Below are 14,809 nucleotides of genomic sequence, written 5' to 3' on the forward strand. Positions count from 1 at the left end.
AGGCCGGGGCGGCTGGGGTCGCGCAGCGAGTAGGAGCTGCCGGAACCCGTGGTGTTGATGGTCGGGTTCGGGCCGTTCCACTTGGAGTTGAGCGTGCCGGCGCGGGCGTCGTCGTAGCTGTCGACGACCTCGCCGCTGCGGGCGTCGACGAAGACGTGCAGGGTGCTCGGGGCGCTGCCGTTGCTGCCGGTGAGCACGGTCTCCCAGGCGAGCCGGCCGGCGCCGTCCTGGACCCGGACGACCAGGCGGCGGGACTGCACGCCGTCGACCTCGGCCAGCTTGGTGCGCGCGGTCTTCTCCGCGTCGGCGGCGCTGACCAGCGCGGTGGTGGGCACGCCGACCGGGCCGGAGGAGGCGGACTGCAGCCCGCGGACCTTGCCCTGGCCGTCGGCGAGCACGACGGCGTCGCCGCCGACCACCGGCAGGCCCTTGTAGCTGCGCTGGTAGGCGACCGAGTAGAGACCGCCCAGCCAGGGGGTCACGGACTGGCGCTCATAGGTCTCGTCCGGGCCCTTGGCCAGGGCGTCCAGGCCCGCCGCGGCCGCCTGGTCGGCGGCGTTGACGGCGGCGGCCAGGGCGCTGGGCGGCGCCGAGACGGCCGGGCCGGGGTCGGCGGCGGCCTGGCCGACCGCGGTGGCGGTCAGCATGCCGGCCACGACGGCCAGGGTGGTCCCCGCCGTCAGCAATCTGCGTTTCATTCCGAGGCTCCTCGAACGTGGGGGTGCTCGATCGCGGACGGTGTGCCGTCAGGGCGCTCACCGCGGGGCCGTTTGGGGGGCGGCTGGGTGCGGGCGTCCGCGCTCGGGTGCCGGAACCCTCACACGCCGTCATGGCCCGGTCAACGGTCCGGGCGTGCGCTGCGGACGGTTGGCAAGTTCCGTCAAGTGACGTCAGGAACCTTTTCCAGGCCGGGAATTGAGGCCTGACGGGGCGTCCGGGCAGGTCGGAGGCGGCGGCCCGGCCCGGCCCGGGGCGGCGGGGGAGGTCGGGGCCGGCGCCTGGAGAGGTTGAGACCAAAGGGGGAAGAGGTAGAGACCAGTAACCGAAAGTGGTTGAGACCATCTCATGTACGCCGGAGGCCCTCGTCCAGTACCGTCCTCCTCAGCGGACCTCCCTACCGGGAGGGCCCGGAACGCACTCGGGAGGGCAGCCCCGTGCACCGGAACCGGGCGTCGACCAAGCCCGCCGAGGACGAGGCCTGGCGGGCCTTCGGGCTTCGCCTGCGCCAGTGGCGTCGTCGTGCCGGTCTCACCCAGGCCCAGCTCGGCGCCGAGATCGGCTACGACCACACCGCGGTCAGCAAGCTCGAACACGGCACCCGCCGCACCAGCCCCCGGATCGCCGACCGCCTCGACGACCTGCTGCTCGCCGGCGGCGAACTGCGCGACGCCTGCCGGCGCGCCGAGGAGGGCGCGCTGCCCGTACCGGCCGGGCCGCCGGCCGCCCCCGCCCCCGCCGAGCCGCCGACCGCCCCCGGCGACTGGACCCGCGCCCCGCTGCCCGGCCCGCCCGTCGCCGCCCTGGTCCCCGCCCTGCCGCCCGGCCTCGCCCCCCAACTGCCGGTCCGCCTCCCCGACTACGGGCTGCTCTGTCCGCTCCACGACGCCGCGGGCTGCGACGTCCCCCCGCCGGCCGACCTCGCCGTCCTGCACGCCGCCTTCCGCGCCGCCGACCCGGCCGCCGCGCCACCGCTGGACCCCGACACCGTGCACGCCCTCGCCGGCCTGCTCGCCGCCCACCTGCGGGCCGGCGACGGCCCCGGCACCCCCGGCACCGAGGCCGTCGAGGACACCCTGCGCGTCGTCCTGCGCCGCCTGGCCGTGCACCCGGCCGGCCCCACCCGCCGCCCGCTCGCCCGGCTCGCCGGCGAGTACGCCCACGCCGCCGGCGCGCTGCGGATGCAGGACGGCCGCAACGCCACCGCGATGGCCTGCTTCTCCCGCGCCCTCGGCTGGGCCGAACTCGCCGAGGACGCCGCCACCCAGGTCGCCGCGCTCAGCGACATGAGCTTCCTCGCCCGCCTCGACGGCGACCCCGGCGCCGCCCTCGGCTACGCCCACGAGATCGTCCGGGTCGCCCCCGCCCGGCACTGGGCCGGCGCGATGGGCCAGATCGGCCTGGCCCGTGCCCACGCGATGACCGGCGACGTGCGGTCCACCGTCCGTCACATCGCCCGCGCCCGCCACCATCTCGACCACATCGGGGTCCACGACGAGTCCGACGCCGCCTGGCTCTCCATCGCCTCGATGCGGCTGCGGGTCGAGGCGGGCACCGCCGCCGCCCTGCGCGACGCCGCCGCGGCGGTCGACGACCCCCGGCTCGCCCGGCGCGCCGTGCACGCCGCCGAGACCGCGCTCGCCCTGCTCGCTCCCGACCAACTGCCCTCGTTGCGCCTGCTGTTCACCGTCCGGGTGGCCGACTGCCACCTGATCGCGCACGACCCGCGGGCCGCCGCCGAACTGGTCCGGTCGGTCCTGGCGGCGGGCGACGGCGAGGCCGGGCTGCCGCCGCTGGTCCGGCGCGAGCTGGCGGGCCTGCGCAGCCGCCTGGTCGGCCACGGCCTCGCGGGCTGAGCGGGCCGGGGACTCCCGTCACCGCTGCCGGCCACGTCGGGGCTGTCGCGAAGGGGAGCGTTCGGCCGGCGTCCCCGGTTCGATCGGCCTGCTGCTCGGCGGCACCGTCCTGGCCGTCGGCGTGCCGGCGAGGTCCGTCACGGCGAGGACCGGCGGGCCCTGGGCCCCCGAGGACCTTCCGGGCGCGCCCGCCGGGTAGGCCTTCCTTCAGAGGGCGGCGAGGAAGCCGTCCAGCTCGCGTTCGAAGAGGTCGGGGCACTCCAGCGGGACCATGTGCGCGGCGCCGGGCAGGACCAGCTCGCGGGCGTGCGGGGCGCTGTCGGCTATGGCGCGGGCGTTGGCCAGGATGTCCGCGCCGTCCAGTTCGCCGGTCAGGACCAGCGTCGGCGCCCTCAGCTCGCCGAGGCGCCCGGCCGCGCCGGCCTCCCGCGGGCGCCCGGCGCCGAAGCCGGCCGCGTGGCGCAGCACGTTGGCGGTCACCGAGGCGCGCAGCCGCTCCCGCAGCGCGCCGTCCACCTGGGCGGGGGAGCGGTGCGGGCCGTCCGCCCACATCCGCAGGAAGTGCTCCACAAACCGGCCCACGCCCTGCTCGCCGCCGGCGCCCAGTGCGGCGATCTGCTGCTCCGTGTGGTGGGTCACGAAGGGGTCGGTGAACGGTCGTCCGCTGACGCCCGGCGCGGTGAGCACCAGGCCCGCCACGGACGCGGGGTGGGTGAGCGCGGTGTCCAGGGCGATCCGGGAGCCGAGCGAGAGCCCGACCAGTACGGCGCGCGGCACGTCCAGGTGGGCGAGCAGGGCCCGCAGGTCGTCGGGGTGGGCGTAGTCGCCGCCGACGGTGGAGGAGCGGCCGTGTCCGCGGGCGTCGTAGCGCACGACGTGCCGGCCGGCGGCGGCGAGCCGGGTGAACTGCTCGTCCCAGCTGTGCCGGTCCAGCAGGCCGCCGTGCAGCAGGACGACGGCCGGTCCGGCGCCCTCCGCGACCTCGTAGGACAGCTCGCCGTCCGTGACGGGTACGGTGCCGGTGCGCGCTTCGGTCATGTTCCGTCCGCTCCTTGATCGTTCCGGTCGTTTCGATTGCGCTTCTCGGCCGCTCGCTCCAGTTCCTGGAACACCTCGCCGAGCCGGTCGAGCACCCGCAGGGCGGTGGCGACCTCGTCCGGGTCCAGATCGCCGAGGTGGCGCCGCAGCGCTCCGTGCTCGGCTTCCTGGACGCGGGCGAGCACGCTCTCGCCCCGCGCGGTGAGCCGCACCAGCGAGGAGCGCCGGTGCTCCGGATTGGCGACGGTCTCGGCCAGCCCGAGCGCCTTGGCGTCGTTCACCAGCCGCTGCACGGGCTGCCGGTCCAGGTCCAGCGCCCGCGCCAGCTGCGGCACGGTCCGCGGCCCGCCGCGCCGCAGCGCGTCCAGCACCGCGTGCTGCCCGGCGGTCATGCCGGTCCCGGCCAGCCCGCGTTCGACCGCCCGCAGGACCACCCGGTGCACCGGCCACAGCCGCCGGATCACCTCGTGCAGCAGCCCCTCCACGGCCGGACCGCCGCCGTCGACCCCCTGACTGACACTCATGGTGTCATTGTGACATCAACGGTGTCATCCGTGAACCCGCCGCGGCTCACGTGACCGGGATCACGTCTCCTCGAAAACCGGCGGGCCCGTCCGTCCGTCTAGCAGGTGTGAAACGCGCCAAGGCGGCACCGCCGCAGGAACTGGACGAGGAAGGCCTCCTCCGCCGGGTGGCCCGGGGGGACCGGGTCGCCTTCGAGGAGCTGTACCGCCGTACGTCGCCGTGGCTGGCCGTGCGGCTGCGCCGCCGCTGCGCCGACGAACAGATCGTCGCCGAGGTCATGCAGGAGACCTACCTCGCGGTGTGGCGGGCGGCCGGATCCTTCACCGGCACCCGCACCGGCGGCACGGCCGTCGGCTGGCTGTGGACGATCGCCGCCCGCCGCCTGGTCGACGCCTTCCGGCGCCGCGCCCACCACGCCGAGCCGCCGGCCGCCGCCGCCCCGCACCGGGTGGCGCCCGCCGCCGAGGAGGAGGCACTGGTGGCGACCGTCGGCGGTGACGTCGGGGACGCCCTGCGGCGCCTCGCGCCCGAACTCAGGGACGTCCTCCAGGCGATGGTGCTCGACGGACTGTCCGTCCGGGAGACCGCGGTGGTCCTCGGACTCCCCGAGGGCACGGTCAAGACCCGCGCCCGCCGGGCGCGGACCGCGATGCGGGAGGCACTGGCATGAGCAGCACGGAACACGCGTCGGAACGGCTCATCGACGGCTACGCGCGCGGCGCCGCCGGCCTCGCCACCGACGAGGTGTGGGCCCTGGAGGCCCACCTGGAGGCCTGCCGGACCTGCCGCGACCGACTGTCGGCCGCCGTCACCACCGGGGCGCCCGCCGTGGCGGCGCTCACCGAGGCCGTCTGGGACGGGCTCGCCCCACAGCTGGACCGGGCCGTTCCCGCCCGCCGCCGCCTGACCGCCCGTCTCTCCCCGTGGACGACCCCCGCCATGACCCCGTGGCTGGCCATGGTCCTCGCCGTCACCCTGCTCGCCCTGCTGCTGGACCTCACCGGCCCCGGCTCCGGCCGGATCTCCCTGGTTCTGCTCCTGGCCCCCGTCCTGCCGGTCGGCGGCGTGGCGCTCTCCTGGTCCCGCGGCCTCGACCCCGCCCACGAACTCACCGCCGCCACCCCGAGGGCCGGCCTGCCACTGCTGCTGCGCCGCACCGTCGCCGTGCTCGCCGTGGTGATCCCCGCCCTGTTCGCGGCCGGCTGGGCGACGGGGCTGACGGCCGCGCAGTGGCTGCTGCCCTGCCTGGCGTTCACCTCCGCCGCCCTTGCGCTCGGCGGGCTGATCGGCATGACCCGCGCCGCCCTCGCCCTGACCGCCGCCTGGGCCGCCGCCGTGTCCGCGCAGGCCCTGGCCGCCGGCCACACGCCCTCCGTCCTGCGCGCGGAAGGCCTGCCGCAGTGGGGCTGGGGCCTGCTCCTCGCGCTCGGCGCCGTCATCGTCCTCACCCGCCGGGGCGCCTACACCGCACAGGGGCCGAACCGTTGAACCTCCGGAAGAACAGGAGCCGCACGATGCCCGCAGTGAGCACCGCCGACCTCGCCCCCACCCGCCACGCCTGGCAGATCCGCGCGAACGGACTGAAGGTCAGGGCCGGCCGCCGACGGATGGCCGTCGACGGCCTCGACCTGACCCTCGGCACCGGCGTCCACGGCCTGCTCGGCCCCAACGGCGCGGGCAAGACCACCCTCATCCGCGCCCTGGCCACCGTGCTGCGCCCCGCCGGTGGCGAGCTGGAACTGCTCGGGCAGTCCCTGGGCGGGCCGGGCGAGTACCGTGCGCTGCGCCGCCGGATCGGCTACCTGCCACAGGATTTCGGCTACTACCGGCGTTTCACCGTACGGGAGTTCGTCGAGTACATGGCCTGGCTGAAGGAGGTTCCCGCGGCCGACGTCCCGGCCGCCGTGCAGCGCGCCGTCGAGCGGGTCGGCCTGGCCGACCGCGCCGACGAGCGGATGAAGGCGCTGTCGGGCGGCATGGTGCGGCGGGCCGGCATCGCCCAGGCCATCGTCAACGACCCGGCGGTGCTGCTGCTCGACGAGCCGACGGTCGGCCTGGACCCGGCGCAGCGGCTGCGGCTGCGCCAGCTGCTCCAGGAGCTCGGGACGGACGCCTGCGTGGTCGTCTCCACCCACCTCGTGGAGGACGTCGCAGCCGCCTGCACCGACGTGGTGCTCTTCGCCGAGGGCCGTCTGGTCTTCCAGGGCACCCCGGACCGGCTCGCCGCCGCCGGTGGCCCGGAGCACGCGGGCGACAGCCCGCTGGAGCGCGGCTACTCGGCGCTCCTCGCCGCCCCCGCGCCGACGGGGGGTGCCTGGTGAACCTCCCGTCGCGGGTGCTGCGCACCGAACTGCGCCGCTCCGTCGCCCCCTGGGCCGGCGCCGTCGTCCTGGCGGCCGCACTCGCCTTCCTGGAACTCGCCCACGGGCCGTGGTCGACGGGCACCACCCGCTGGACGGCCCAGTGGACGTCCATGGCCCTGTGGACCCGGCACCTGCTGGTGTTCCTGTGGCCGCTCGCCCTCGGCCTCGGGGCCCTCCAGGGGTTGCGCGACCACCGCTCGGGGACCGTCGAACTGCTCGCCACCACCCCGCGGCCGGCCCGCCACCGTGCCGCCGCCCTCGTCGCCCCGACGGCCCTGGCCGTCGCCGCGGCCTTCGGGGTGCTCGTCCTCCTCGGCGCGGTGCGGGTGCTCGCCGGCGGCGCCGCGTCCACCGGCGCCGGCTGGCTGCCGATCTCGCTCGTGGGCGCGCTCGCGCTCGCCGCCGGGGCGGTCCTCGGCGTGGGGGTCGCCCGGACCCTGCCCTCGGCCCTCACCCCGCCCGCCCTGGCCGTCGCCGGCTTCGCGCTCACCAACGTCCTGCGCCAGACGACCGATGCCGCCGTCCCGGCCTCCGCCGTGCCGAACCGGCTCTCGCTCCTGTCGCCGACCGTCGCCGACGTCCGCCAGACCCTCTTCACCCTCTCCGCTCCCGTGCACCTCGGACAGACCCTCTGGCTGCTCGGCCTCGCCGGGACGGGCCTCGCCCTGCTGACCGCCGGCACCCGGCGCGCCCGGCTGCTCGCCCTCACCCCGCTCCTCGCGGGCGCGGCGCTCGCCCTGCCCCTGCTCCCGGCCGACCCGCGCGACACCTACGTCCTCGACCGGGCCGCGACGACGCGGGTGTGCGACGGCCCGGTGTGCGTGACGGCGGCCCACCGGGCCCGCCTCGACGAGCTGGCCGGCCCCGGCCGGGACGCCCTGGGCCTGCTGCGCGGCGCCCTCGGCGACCGGGCACCGGCCACCGTCCACGAGACCACCACCCCGCGCGCCATCGGCGACACACCGGAACGCCCGTACGAGGCACTGCTCGTCGACTTCGACGACGCGGTGATCGGCGCCGCCGGGGGACCGGAGCTGACCCGGGCGCTGGTCGGCCAGGGCATCGCCCCGCTCTGCAGCCCCCGCGGCGACCGGGAGAGCGGCACACTGCCGGAGACGGTCGCCCAGAGCATCGCGGCGGCCTGGGCCCTCGGCGACGAACCGCGGCCGCTCGACGGGACGATGCACCGCGCGCAGGACCAGGCCGAGCTGGCGGCCCCGGCCTGGCGGGCGTTCAGCGCGCTGCCGCCCGCGGAGCAGCGGCAGCGGATCGTCGCCCTGCACACCGCCGCCGTCGCCTGCACGGACGACCCGCTCGACGTCCTGGCCGGCGGTGCGTCCCGGTGAGATGGCCGATCCTGTACGCGCGCTCGCGCCGGCTGCCCGCCGCGCTCGCCGCCCTGGCTCTGTCGGCCGCCCTCGCGCGGCTCGGCGACGCCGACCCGGCGAGCCCGCGGCTGTCCACCCTTCTCCTCGCCGCCGGGGCGATGGCGCTCTCCGCCGGATTCGGCGGCCCGGACCTCGCCCTGGACCGCACCGCCGCCCTGCGCTGGGCACCCCGCCGGGCGGCGCACGTCCTGCTCGCCATCGTGCTCGTCGCCGCCGTGCTGCCGCCCGGCCCCCTCGCCGTCACCGTCCGCGACAGCGCCGGCCTCACCGGCCTTGCCGCCCTCGGCGCCGCCTGCTGCGGGCGCCCCTACGCCTGGCTGTTCCCGTTCACCGGGCTCGCCGCCTCCTTCGTCGTCCCGCCCGCCCCGGACCTCGCGACCCGGATCCTCACCTGGCCCCTCCTCCCGCCCGACGCGACCCCCGCCACTGTCACCGCCCTCACCCTCGCCGCCACCGGCACCGCCGCCTACGCCCTGGCCGGCCCCCGGCGCCGGTGACCTGAGCCGGTGACCTGAGCCGGAGATTCGCCGGCCGGAGCCGGCGGCCCTGCCGGGGATCCGACACCTGAGCGGCGTGCCACCCCGCTCAGGCGTCATGCCCATGAGCATGCCCGCGCCCGGGGGTTGTCCTCCCGGCGGTGACGCGGCCCGCTATAGCCTGTGCGACACGTCCCACCAGGCCCATCCGCACCATCGGGCAGAACCGGCGGGACGGTGGCGTGCGTCCAACGGCTGGACGCGTCAACAGGCGAACTGAGTGGAACGGGCGATGAGCGGCGAGATCTACTTCAGCAACAACTACCGGGACCTGAGCGAGCAGCACGGGACGGGAGCCGGGTTCCAGTTCGAGTTCTCCTGCGCCCGGTGCTACGACACCTGGCGCTCGCCGTTCGAGGCGTTCACCACCGGCCAGATGGCCGGCTGGCTGAGCAGGGGCGTCAGCGCGGCCTGGAACCTGATAGGCGGCACCGCGAGCAACAGCATCTCCAACGCCGCGGACGGCCTGGCCGGTGCCAACTGGGGCACCTCCAGAGACGCTGCCTTCCAGCGGGCGATCAGCAACGCCGAGGCGCACTTCAACCGCTGCGCGCGCTGCACCCACTACGTGTGCGGCCGGTGCTGGAACAGCGCCCAGGGCCTGTGCCTGGGCTGTTCGCCCGATACCGCGGCGGAGGCCGTCGCCGCCCAGCAGCGCGGCCTGAACGACATGGTGTCGCAGCAGGCGTACCAGGTCGGCCAGCAGGCGGGGCAGGCGTACGACGTCACCACTCCGCGCCAACTGGTCTGCCCGCAGTGCCGGGCGGAGTCGCGCGGGACGGCGTTCTGCGGGGCCTGCGGGTTCCGACTGGCGCAGCCGTCCACCTGTCCCGGCTGTCACAACGAGGTGCCGGACGGGTCCGCCTTCTGCCCGACCTGCGGGACGCGCCGCTGACCGGTGCCGACCGCCGTTGACCGGCCGCTCGCGGCGGTCGCGTTGACCGGCCGGTCGGCGCGGCCTTGTCGCGGCTCGGCGGCGTCGACCCGCTGGTGCCCGGAGCGGGAAGTCGGCGGATCCGACGTCCCGCTCCGGGCACGCGGTGCGGCCTCAGCCGGCCGACGGGGTGGGGACAGGGCTCACCGAGGGCGCGCAGCCGGCGGCGCCGAACAGGACGCCGGCCTCCAGGCCGCCGAAGTCACCGCCCGGTCCGGGCTGGGCGGCCGGGAAGTGGAGGAGCAGTTCCCCTCCGGCATCGAGCCTGCTGCGGTCGATGGAGTAGACGGTCCTGCCGTCGCGGGTCGACGCCTCGATGAACACCGGGGACACCGGGGACACCGGGTTCTTTCCCGCGGCGTCCTTGGGAACGGGCGTGACCATCGACTCCAGGGACCCGCAGCCGGGTTCGTCGCCGAAGACCCGGGTGCGGATGCCGAGCCGGTCGAGGTCGCGCTTGAGCCGGCCGGTGTCGACGGGCGTCGTGCTGTCGAGAACGACGATCGTGATGCGGTCGTCGGTCTTCGCGAGCTCGTAGGTGGCGTTGGTGATCCGCTCGAGCGGGCTCGGCGAGGCCGCGGGCGACGTGGTGGCCGGCACGGCAGGCGCCGCCGCGGACCCGCCCCGGCCGGCCGGGTCGCCGGGGAGGGAGCTCAGGGCGATACCCGCCGCCGCGACGGCCAGCCCGACCGGGAGCGCCAGGCGCAGGGCGAGCCCGCGTCGACGGACCGCCGGGGCGGGGAGCGCGTCCTTGGTGAGGGCGTTCATCAGATGTTCCTTCCGTAGGAGGTGGCGGTGCGGGGAGAGCCCCCGGGCCGCCGCGGCCGGCAGCAGCCGGGCCAGCTCCTCCCGCTCGGCCTGCTGGGACAGGCCCTCGGGTGTGGCGTTCATCGGGAAGTCTCCTTCGTCGACCGGGCCGCGAGCGCGCGGCCATCTGTGAACTGTCCGCCGCCGCCCGGGCGTTGCAGCAGAGCTGCCGAACGGGCGGAGCGCTCCGAGCGGGACGTCGCCAACTCGCGCTCCGTCAGCTCACGCAGCCGCGCCCGGGCGCGCGAGAGACGCGAGCGGATCGTCCCCACCGGCCGGCCCAGCGCCTCGGCGACGGCCGCGTGGTCCAGCCCCTCCCACACGCAGAGCGCGAACACCTCCCGGTCGGCCGGGCGCAGCCGCTCCAGCGCGGCCTTGGCCGCGGCGAGCTGCTCCGCGTCCACCAGCCGGCCCGCGACCTCGGCGGCGAAGTCGGGCGTGGCGTCCGGCGGTGGCAGCTTGGCGAGGGTGTTGCGGTGCCGGCGCGCCGCCCGCCGGGTGTTGCGGATGACGTTGGTCGCGATGCCCAGCAGCCAGGGGCACAGGCTCCCGCCCTCCGGCGCCACCCGCTCGCGCAGCCGCCACGCCTCCAGGAAGGTCAGCGACACGATGTCCTCGGCGGCGGCCCAGTCGCCGGTCATCCGGAGCGCATGCCGGTGCACGGCGCCGGAGTGATCCTCGAAGATCTGCCCGAACGTCGCCGCGTCGCCGGCGCGCACCCCGGCGCGAATCGAATTCTCCACAGCCATGCCCTGTCCCCCCGCGCCGCGCCGTTGCCGTGACCCGCGCCACATTCCCTGGCGCCTGTGCCGGGCGCCGGCGAAACCCACTTGCTCCCGAGGACGCGATCACGTTGGCTGGGCGGCATGACCGACCTGCACACCGACCGCCTCCTGCTGCGCCGGTGGCGTGACGCCGACCGCGAACCGTGGGCGGCGATGAACGCCGACCCCGAGGTCCGCGAGCACCTGGGCGAGATCCTCACCCGCGAGCAGAGCGACGCCTCCGTCGCCCGCTTCGAAGCCGACCTCGACCGGCGCGGCTACGGCTGGTGGGCCGTCGAGGTCCGGGCCACCGGGGAGTTCATCGGCTTCGCCGGCCTGGACGACGTCGACGACGGCCTGCCGTTCACGGGCGTGGAGATCGGCTGGCGGCTCGCCCGCCCGGCCTGGGGTCACGGCTACGCCACCGAAGCGGCGCGGGCGGTCCTCGCCTTCGGCTTCGAGACGCTCGCCCTGCCCGAGATCCTCGCCGTCACCACGGCCGGCAACCTCCGCTCCCAGGCGGTGATGCGCCGGATCGGCATGACCACCGACCCGTCCGAGGACTTCGACGACCCCGGCGCGCCCGAGGGTCCGCTGCGCCGCAACGTCCTGTTCCGCATCGCGCCGCCCCGGTTCTGACGGGTCGCTCGCATCACGCGGGTCACTCCGCCGCCGGTCACTCCGCGGCCGGTGGCTCCTCGGCCGTGAGGATCGCCAGCAGCCCGGGGAAGCGCTGCTCGATGTCGGCGCGACGGAGGGTGGCCATCCGGCTGTTGCCCCGGTCGACCTGGCGGACCAGCCCGGCCTCGCGCAGCGTGCGGAAGTGGTAGGTGACCGTGGCCTTGCCGACCGGCAGGGCGAAGGAACTGCACGTGCGCGCGCCGTCCTCGGGTCCGGCGGCCAGCTCCCGCACGACACGCCGCCGCAGCGGGTCGGCCAGTGCCGCCAGGACGCGGCCGAGCTCGATCTCCGCCGTGTCCGGGTGCCCCTCGTCGTCGGGCATCGTCGTCCACCTCCCAGGTATGACTTGCATCGTACCTCCCAGGCCGCCTAACGTCCCGAGGTACGAGATCACTCGTACCTCCCGAAAGGACCCTTCGTGACCCAGCAGCCCTTCACCCTCGTCGGCACCGCCCGCCCCAAGCCCGAACGCGTCGACGACCTGCGCCGGCTCCTGCTCTCCTTCGTCGAGCCGACCCGCCAGGAGCCCGGCTGCCTGGAGTACCACTTCCACGAGGACCGCGACGCCCCCGGCGTCTTCGTCTTCTACGAGGCCTGGCGCAGCGAGGAGGACCTGGACGCCCACCTCGCCCTGCCCCACATGCGCGACTTCTGGGAGCACCGGATGGACTACCTGGAGCAGGACCTGGAGATCCGCTGGCTCACCATGCACAGCCCGTACGAGTCCCCCGAGCGGCGCACCGCCCCGGTACGCTGACGCGATGCTGCTCCCCGCCGTCCCGCGCATCCGTCTGCGGCCGCCGTTCCGGCCGACCGTCGACACGCCGTTCGGCCCGCTCGCCTTCGAGACGGACCTCGGGGACGCCGCCCTCCTCCCGGCGCGGCCCGACGAACTCTTCACACTGCCCGGCCCGGACGGCCGCCTGATCGCCCGCTGGATCCGCCCCTCGGCCCGCGTCGAACTGCTGCTCACCGCGTACGACCCGGAGCTGGACCCCGGGACCTGGGGGCCGCTGACCGACTGCCGGGCGGCTGTCTGGCGGATCGACGCCCGGGTGCCGCTGCGGCGGGTGCGGTTCTCGGCGTCGCTGCCCACTCCGCTGCCCGCCGGCGCCGACTCGGGCTGGGACGGCGGCCAGGCACTGGCCGCGTTCACCGTCGAGGGCGAGCGGACCCGCCTCACCGTCGGCGGTCACGACGAGGAGGCGATCTGCGGGGCGGCCGCGACGCGCGAGGCCCCCCGGCGGTGGACGGCGCTGCTCGACGAGGTGTACGCGCGTTCGTTCACCACCTGGGGTGTCGACGCCGGCGGCGGCCCCGACATGACGTGGACCCTGCCGCCCCTGGAGCCCGGCGACCACTGCGAACTCCCGGTGGTGGCCGCCTGGGCGCCGGTCGAGGACGACACCGCCAACACCTGGTACGCGGTCATGCCGTCCTCGACGGTGGTGCTGCGTCAGGTCGCGGCCACGGTCCCGAACGGCCCCGCGCAGCGGCCTTGATCGACCGCCCGCCCCGGCCCGCCGCGGCAGGCTAGGCTGCGACGATGGACCGCTTGACCGACGCGCCCGAGACCCCCGCCGAGCTTGCCGCGGAGCCGCCCGCCGAACTCTCCGTCGAGCCCGAACTCTCCGTCGAGCCCGAGCTGCCCGCCCCGGCCCGGGTGAACGACTACGACGGCTTCGCCGAGGCGTTCTCGGCGGAGACCGAGAACAACCTCCTCAACGCCTACCACGCCCGGCCCGCGATCCTCGCCCTCGCCGGGGACGTGGCCGGCCGCCGGATCCTGGACGCGGGCTGCGGCTCCGGCGCCCTCTCCGCCGACCTGCGCGAGCGCGGTGCGACCGTGGCCGGCATCGACTCCAGCGCCGGCATGCTGGAGCTGGCCCGCCGCCGCCTCGGCGAGGACGCCGACCTGCACGTGGGCGACCTGGGTGACCGACTGCCCTTCGAGGACGGGGCCTTCGACGACGTGGTCGCCTCGCTGGTGCTGCACTACCTGGAGGACTGGGGGCCGACGCTCGCCGAGATGCGCAGGGTGCTCAGGCCCGGTGGCCGCCTGATCGCCTCCGTCCAGCACCCGTTCGTCGACTACGCGATCCAGAACCCCCGGCCCGACTACTTCGCCACCACCAGCTACACCGACGAGTGGACGTTCGACGGCCGGACCTACCCGGTGACCTTCTGGCGCCGCCCGCTGCACGCGATGACCGACGCCTTCACCGCGGCCGGCTTCCGCCTCACCACCCTCAGCGAACCCCAACCCGACCCGGCCGCCCGTGAGTTGTTCCCCAAGGACTTCCATCACCTCTCGACCAAGATGAGCTTCCTCTTCTTCGTCGTCGAGGTCCCGGAGCCCGTGCGGGCCGTGGCCGACTGACCCCGCACCGCCCGGAACGGGGGGCGGGTCGAGGCCGAAAACGATCGTGCACGACCCGGGCGGTCGCGAAGCCGGGCCTAGGATGTGGGGTGGATCATCGCCCCCAGTGGGAGGTTTCGCACGGATGAGTGGCACGGTCGCCGCGGTCAGCGGCAACGGGGAGTACTCCTTCACCAAGCCGAACCGCGACAGCATCACGCTGCTCGCCGGGCTCGGGGTGGAGGGCGACGTGCATGCGGGGGTGACCGTCAAGCACCGGTCACGCGTCGCGAAGGACCCGACGCGGCCGAACCTGCGGCAGGTCCACCTCATCCACGAGGAGCTGTTCACCGTGGTGGGGGAACAGGGATTCGCCGTGGCGGCCGGGCAGTTGGGGGAGAACGTCACCACGCGCGGCATCGACCTGCTCGGCCTGCCGACCGGCACGCTGCTGCGGATCGGCGCGGAGGCGGTGGTCGAGGTCACCGGCCTGCGCAACCCGTGCCTGCAGATCGACCGCTTCCAGGCCGGCCTGCTGAAGCAGGTCCTCGGCCGCGACGAGGCCGGGAACGTGGTGCGCAAGGCCGGGATCATGGGAGTGGTCCGGGAGGGCGGGCCGGTCCGCCCCGGCGACACGATCGAGATCGAGCTGCCGGAGGGACCGCACCGCCCGCTCGAATGCGTCTGAGGCAGGGCCTGGCGGACGACCTTGGGAACCGGGCGCGCGTAGCCGCGGTCCGCCGGGGCGAGCGCGGTGGCGGGACCGGGCGCGCCGCGACTCCTGGTGGCACGGGCGCCGTTCCCGCGCTGAGCAGCGGGTTTCCCCCGGGCCGCGTCCGGC

Annotated in this window: 17 protein-coding genes and 1 pseudogene; 12 read left to right on the top strand and 6 right to left on the bottom strand. The window is 75.7% G+C overall.

What is annotated here, in order from left to right:
* Positions 1-698: pseudogene (locus ABZW10_RS11855) on the bottom strand (peptidase M28); the annotation flags it as partial.
* 456 nt (positions 699-1,154) lie between these two features.
* Between ABZW10_RS11855 and ABZW10_RS11860 the strand changes: the two are divergent.
* Positions 1,155-2,573: a helix-turn-helix transcriptional regulator gene (locus ABZW10_RS11860; RefSeq protein WP_355363010.1), complete on the top strand. Its 1,419-nt coding sequence runs from the start codon at positions 1,155-1,157 to the stop codon at positions 2,571-2,573.
* Between the two features lie 207 nt (positions 2,574-2,780).
* Here the strand turns inward: ABZW10_RS11860 and ABZW10_RS11865 are convergent, their stop codons facing one another.
* Positions 2,781-3,611 carry an alpha/beta hydrolase gene (locus ABZW10_RS11865; RefSeq protein ID WP_355363012.1) on the bottom strand — a complete coding sequence of 277 codons (831 nt, stop codon included), beginning with the start codon at positions 3,609-3,611 and terminating at the stop codon, positions 2,781-2,783.
* The gene (locus tag ABZW10_RS11870; protein WP_355363014.1) at positions 3,608-4,135 is read right to left on the bottom strand and encodes a MarR family winged helix-turn-helix transcriptional regulator; all 528 of its coding nucleotides are present in this window, start codon (positions 4,133-4,135) and stop codon (positions 3,608-3,610) included. Before ABZW10_RS11870 ends, ABZW10_RS11865 begins: the two co-directional genes overlap by 4 nt.
* A gap of 167 nt (positions 4,136-4,302) precedes the next feature.
* Here ABZW10_RS11870 and ABZW10_RS11875 point away from each other — a divergent pair, with 167 nt between their 5' ends.
* The 6 genes from ABZW10_RS11875 to ABZW10_RS11900 all read left to right on the top strand — a co-directional run bounded on the left by ABZW10_RS11875 (position 4,303) and on the right by ABZW10_RS11900 (position 9,318).
* Positions 4,303-4,806 carry an RNA polymerase sigma factor gene (locus ABZW10_RS11875; RefSeq protein WP_355363307.1) on the top strand — a complete coding sequence of 168 codons (504 nt, stop codon included), beginning with the start codon at positions 4,303-4,305 and terminating at the stop codon, positions 4,804-4,806.
* Positions 4,803-5,624, top strand: a complete 822-nt coding sequence (locus ABZW10_RS11880) for a zf-HC2 domain-containing protein (protein ID WP_355363016.1) — start codon at positions 4,803-4,805, stop codon at positions 5,622-5,624. Before ABZW10_RS11875 ends, ABZW10_RS11880 begins: the two co-directional genes overlap by 4 nt.
* A gap of 26 nt (positions 5,625-5,650) precedes the next feature.
* On the top strand, positions 5,651-6,457 hold the full coding sequence (locus tag ABZW10_RS11885) for an ABC transporter ATP-binding protein (RefSeq protein WP_355363018.1): 807 nt from the start codon (positions 5,651-5,653) through the stop codon (positions 6,455-6,457).
* Positions 6,454-7,845 (top strand): hypothetical protein, encoded by a 1,392-nt coding sequence (locus ABZW10_RS11890; protein WP_355363020.1) that lies wholly within the window; start codon positions 6,454-6,456, stop codon positions 7,843-7,845. Before ABZW10_RS11885 ends, ABZW10_RS11890 begins: the two co-directional genes overlap by 4 nt.
* Entirely contained in the window at positions 7,842-8,384 is a 543-nt protein-coding gene (locus ABZW10_RS11895; protein WP_355363022.1) for a hypothetical protein, read from the top strand. The genes ABZW10_RS11890 and ABZW10_RS11895 overlap by 4 nt, the downstream gene beginning before the upstream one ends.
* A 271-nt stretch (positions 8,385-8,655) precedes the next feature.
* Positions 8,656-9,318, top strand: a complete 663-nt coding sequence (locus ABZW10_RS11900) for a zinc ribbon domain-containing protein (protein ID WP_355363024.1) — start codon at positions 8,656-8,658, stop codon at positions 9,316-9,318.
* Positions 9,319-9,471: 153 nt separating this feature from the next.
* Here the strand turns inward: ABZW10_RS11900 and ABZW10_RS11905 are convergent, their stop codons facing one another.
* On the bottom strand, positions 9,472-10,248 hold the full coding sequence (locus ABZW10_RS11905) for a hypothetical protein (protein WP_355363026.1): 777 nt from the start codon (positions 10,246-10,248) through the stop codon (positions 9,472-9,474).
* Positions 10,245-10,907 carry an RNA polymerase sigma factor gene (locus ABZW10_RS11910; RefSeq protein ID WP_355363309.1) on the bottom strand — a complete coding sequence of 221 codons (663 nt, stop codon included), beginning with the start codon at positions 10,905-10,907 and terminating at the stop codon, positions 10,245-10,247. Before ABZW10_RS11910 ends, ABZW10_RS11905 begins: the two co-directional genes overlap by 4 nt.
* Positions 10,908-11,030: 123 nt before the next feature.
* Between ABZW10_RS11910 and ABZW10_RS11915 the strand changes: the two genes are divergently transcribed.
* Positions 11,031-11,567, top strand: a complete 537-nt coding sequence (locus ABZW10_RS11915) for a GNAT family N-acetyltransferase (RefSeq protein ID WP_355363028.1) — start codon at positions 11,031-11,033, stop codon at positions 11,565-11,567.
* A 37-nt stretch (positions 11,568-11,604) separates the two neighbouring features.
* Here the strand turns inward: ABZW10_RS11915 and ABZW10_RS11920 are convergent, their stop codons facing one another.
* Entirely contained in the window at positions 11,605-11,931 is a 327-nt protein-coding gene (locus tag ABZW10_RS11920; RefSeq protein ID WP_355363030.1) for a helix-turn-helix domain-containing protein, read from the bottom strand.
* Between the two features lie 96 nt (positions 11,932-12,027).
* Here ABZW10_RS11920 and ABZW10_RS11925 point away from each other — a divergent pair, with 96 nt between their 5' ends.
* The 4 genes from ABZW10_RS11925 (at position 12,028) to ABZW10_RS11940 (ending at position 14,656) form a co-directional block, all read left to right on the top strand.
* Positions 12,028-12,366 (top strand): putative quinol monooxygenase, encoded by a 339-nt coding sequence (locus ABZW10_RS11925; RefSeq protein WP_355363032.1) that lies wholly within the window; start codon positions 12,028-12,030, stop codon positions 12,364-12,366.
* Between the two features lie 4 nt (positions 12,367-12,370).
* Complete coding sequence (locus tag ABZW10_RS11930) at positions 12,371-13,111, top strand: hypothetical protein (RefSeq protein ID WP_355363034.1); 741 nt, start codon at positions 12,371-12,373, stop codon at positions 13,109-13,111.
* Positions 13,112-13,155: 44 nt separating this feature from the next.
* Positions 13,156-13,989 carry a class I SAM-dependent methyltransferase gene (locus tag ABZW10_RS11935; protein WP_355363036.1) on the top strand — a complete coding sequence of 278 codons (834 nt, stop codon included), beginning with the start codon at positions 13,156-13,158 and terminating at the stop codon, positions 13,987-13,989.
* Positions 13,990-14,113: 124 nt separating this feature from the next.
* Positions 14,114-14,656 carry an MOSC domain-containing protein gene (locus ABZW10_RS11940; protein WP_355363038.1) on the top strand — a complete coding sequence of 181 codons (543 nt, stop codon included), beginning with the start codon at positions 14,114-14,116 and terminating at the stop codon, positions 14,654-14,656.
* The last annotated feature ends 153 nt before the right edge of the window (positions 14,657-14,809 follow it).

The sequence above is a fragment of the Kitasatospora sp. NPDC004723 genome (assembly GCF_040609255.1).
GTDB lineage: Bacteria > Actinomycetota > Actinomycetes > Streptomycetales > Streptomycetaceae > Kitasatospora.

What these genes read in the sequence shown, in the direction of transcription:
- ABZW10_RS11865 (WP_355363012.1), bottom strand. Translation starts at nt 3,611, where the DNA reads ATGACCGAAGCGCGCACCGGCACCGTACCCGTCACGGACGGCGAGCTG.
- ABZW10_RS11870 (WP_355363014.1), bottom strand. Translation starts at nt 4,135, where the DNA reads ATGAGTGTCAGTCAGGGGGTCGACGGCGGCGGTCCGGCCGTGGAGGGG.
- ABZW10_RS11880 (WP_355363016.1), top strand. Translation starts at nt 4,803, where the DNA reads ATGAGCAGCACGGAACACGCGTCGGAACGGCTCATCGACGGCTACGCG.
- ABZW10_RS11885 (WP_355363018.1), top strand. Translation starts at nt 5,651, where the DNA reads ATGCCCGCAGTGAGCACCGCCGACCTCGCCCCCACCCGCCACGCCTGG.
- ABZW10_RS11900 (WP_355363024.1), top strand. Translation starts at nt 8,656, where the DNA reads ATGAGCGGCGAGATCTACTTCAGCAACAACTACCGGGACCTGAGCGAG.
- ABZW10_RS11905 (WP_355363026.1), bottom strand. Translation starts at nt 10,248, where the DNA reads ATGAACGCCACACCCGAGGGCCTGTCCCAGCAGGCCGAGCGGGAGGAG.
- ABZW10_RS11915 (WP_355363028.1), top strand. Translation starts at nt 11,031, where the DNA reads ATGACCGACCTGCACACCGACCGCCTCCTGCTGCGCCGGTGGCGTGAC.
- ABZW10_RS11920 (WP_355363030.1), bottom strand. Translation starts at nt 11,931, where the DNA reads ATGCCCGACGACGAGGGGCACCCGGACACGGCGGAGATCGAGCTCGGC.
- ABZW10_RS11930 (WP_355363034.1), top strand. Translation starts at nt 12,371, where the DNA reads ATGCTGCTCCCCGCCGTCCCGCGCATCCGTCTGCGGCCGCCGTTCCGG.
- ABZW10_RS11935 (WP_355363036.1), top strand. Translation starts at nt 13,156, where the DNA reads ATGGACCGCTTGACCGACGCGCCCGAGACCCCCGCCGAGCTTGCCGCG.
- ABZW10_RS11940 (WP_355363038.1), top strand. Translation starts at nt 14,114, where the DNA reads ATGAGTGGCACGGTCGCCGCGGTCAGCGGCAACGGGGAGTACTCCTTC.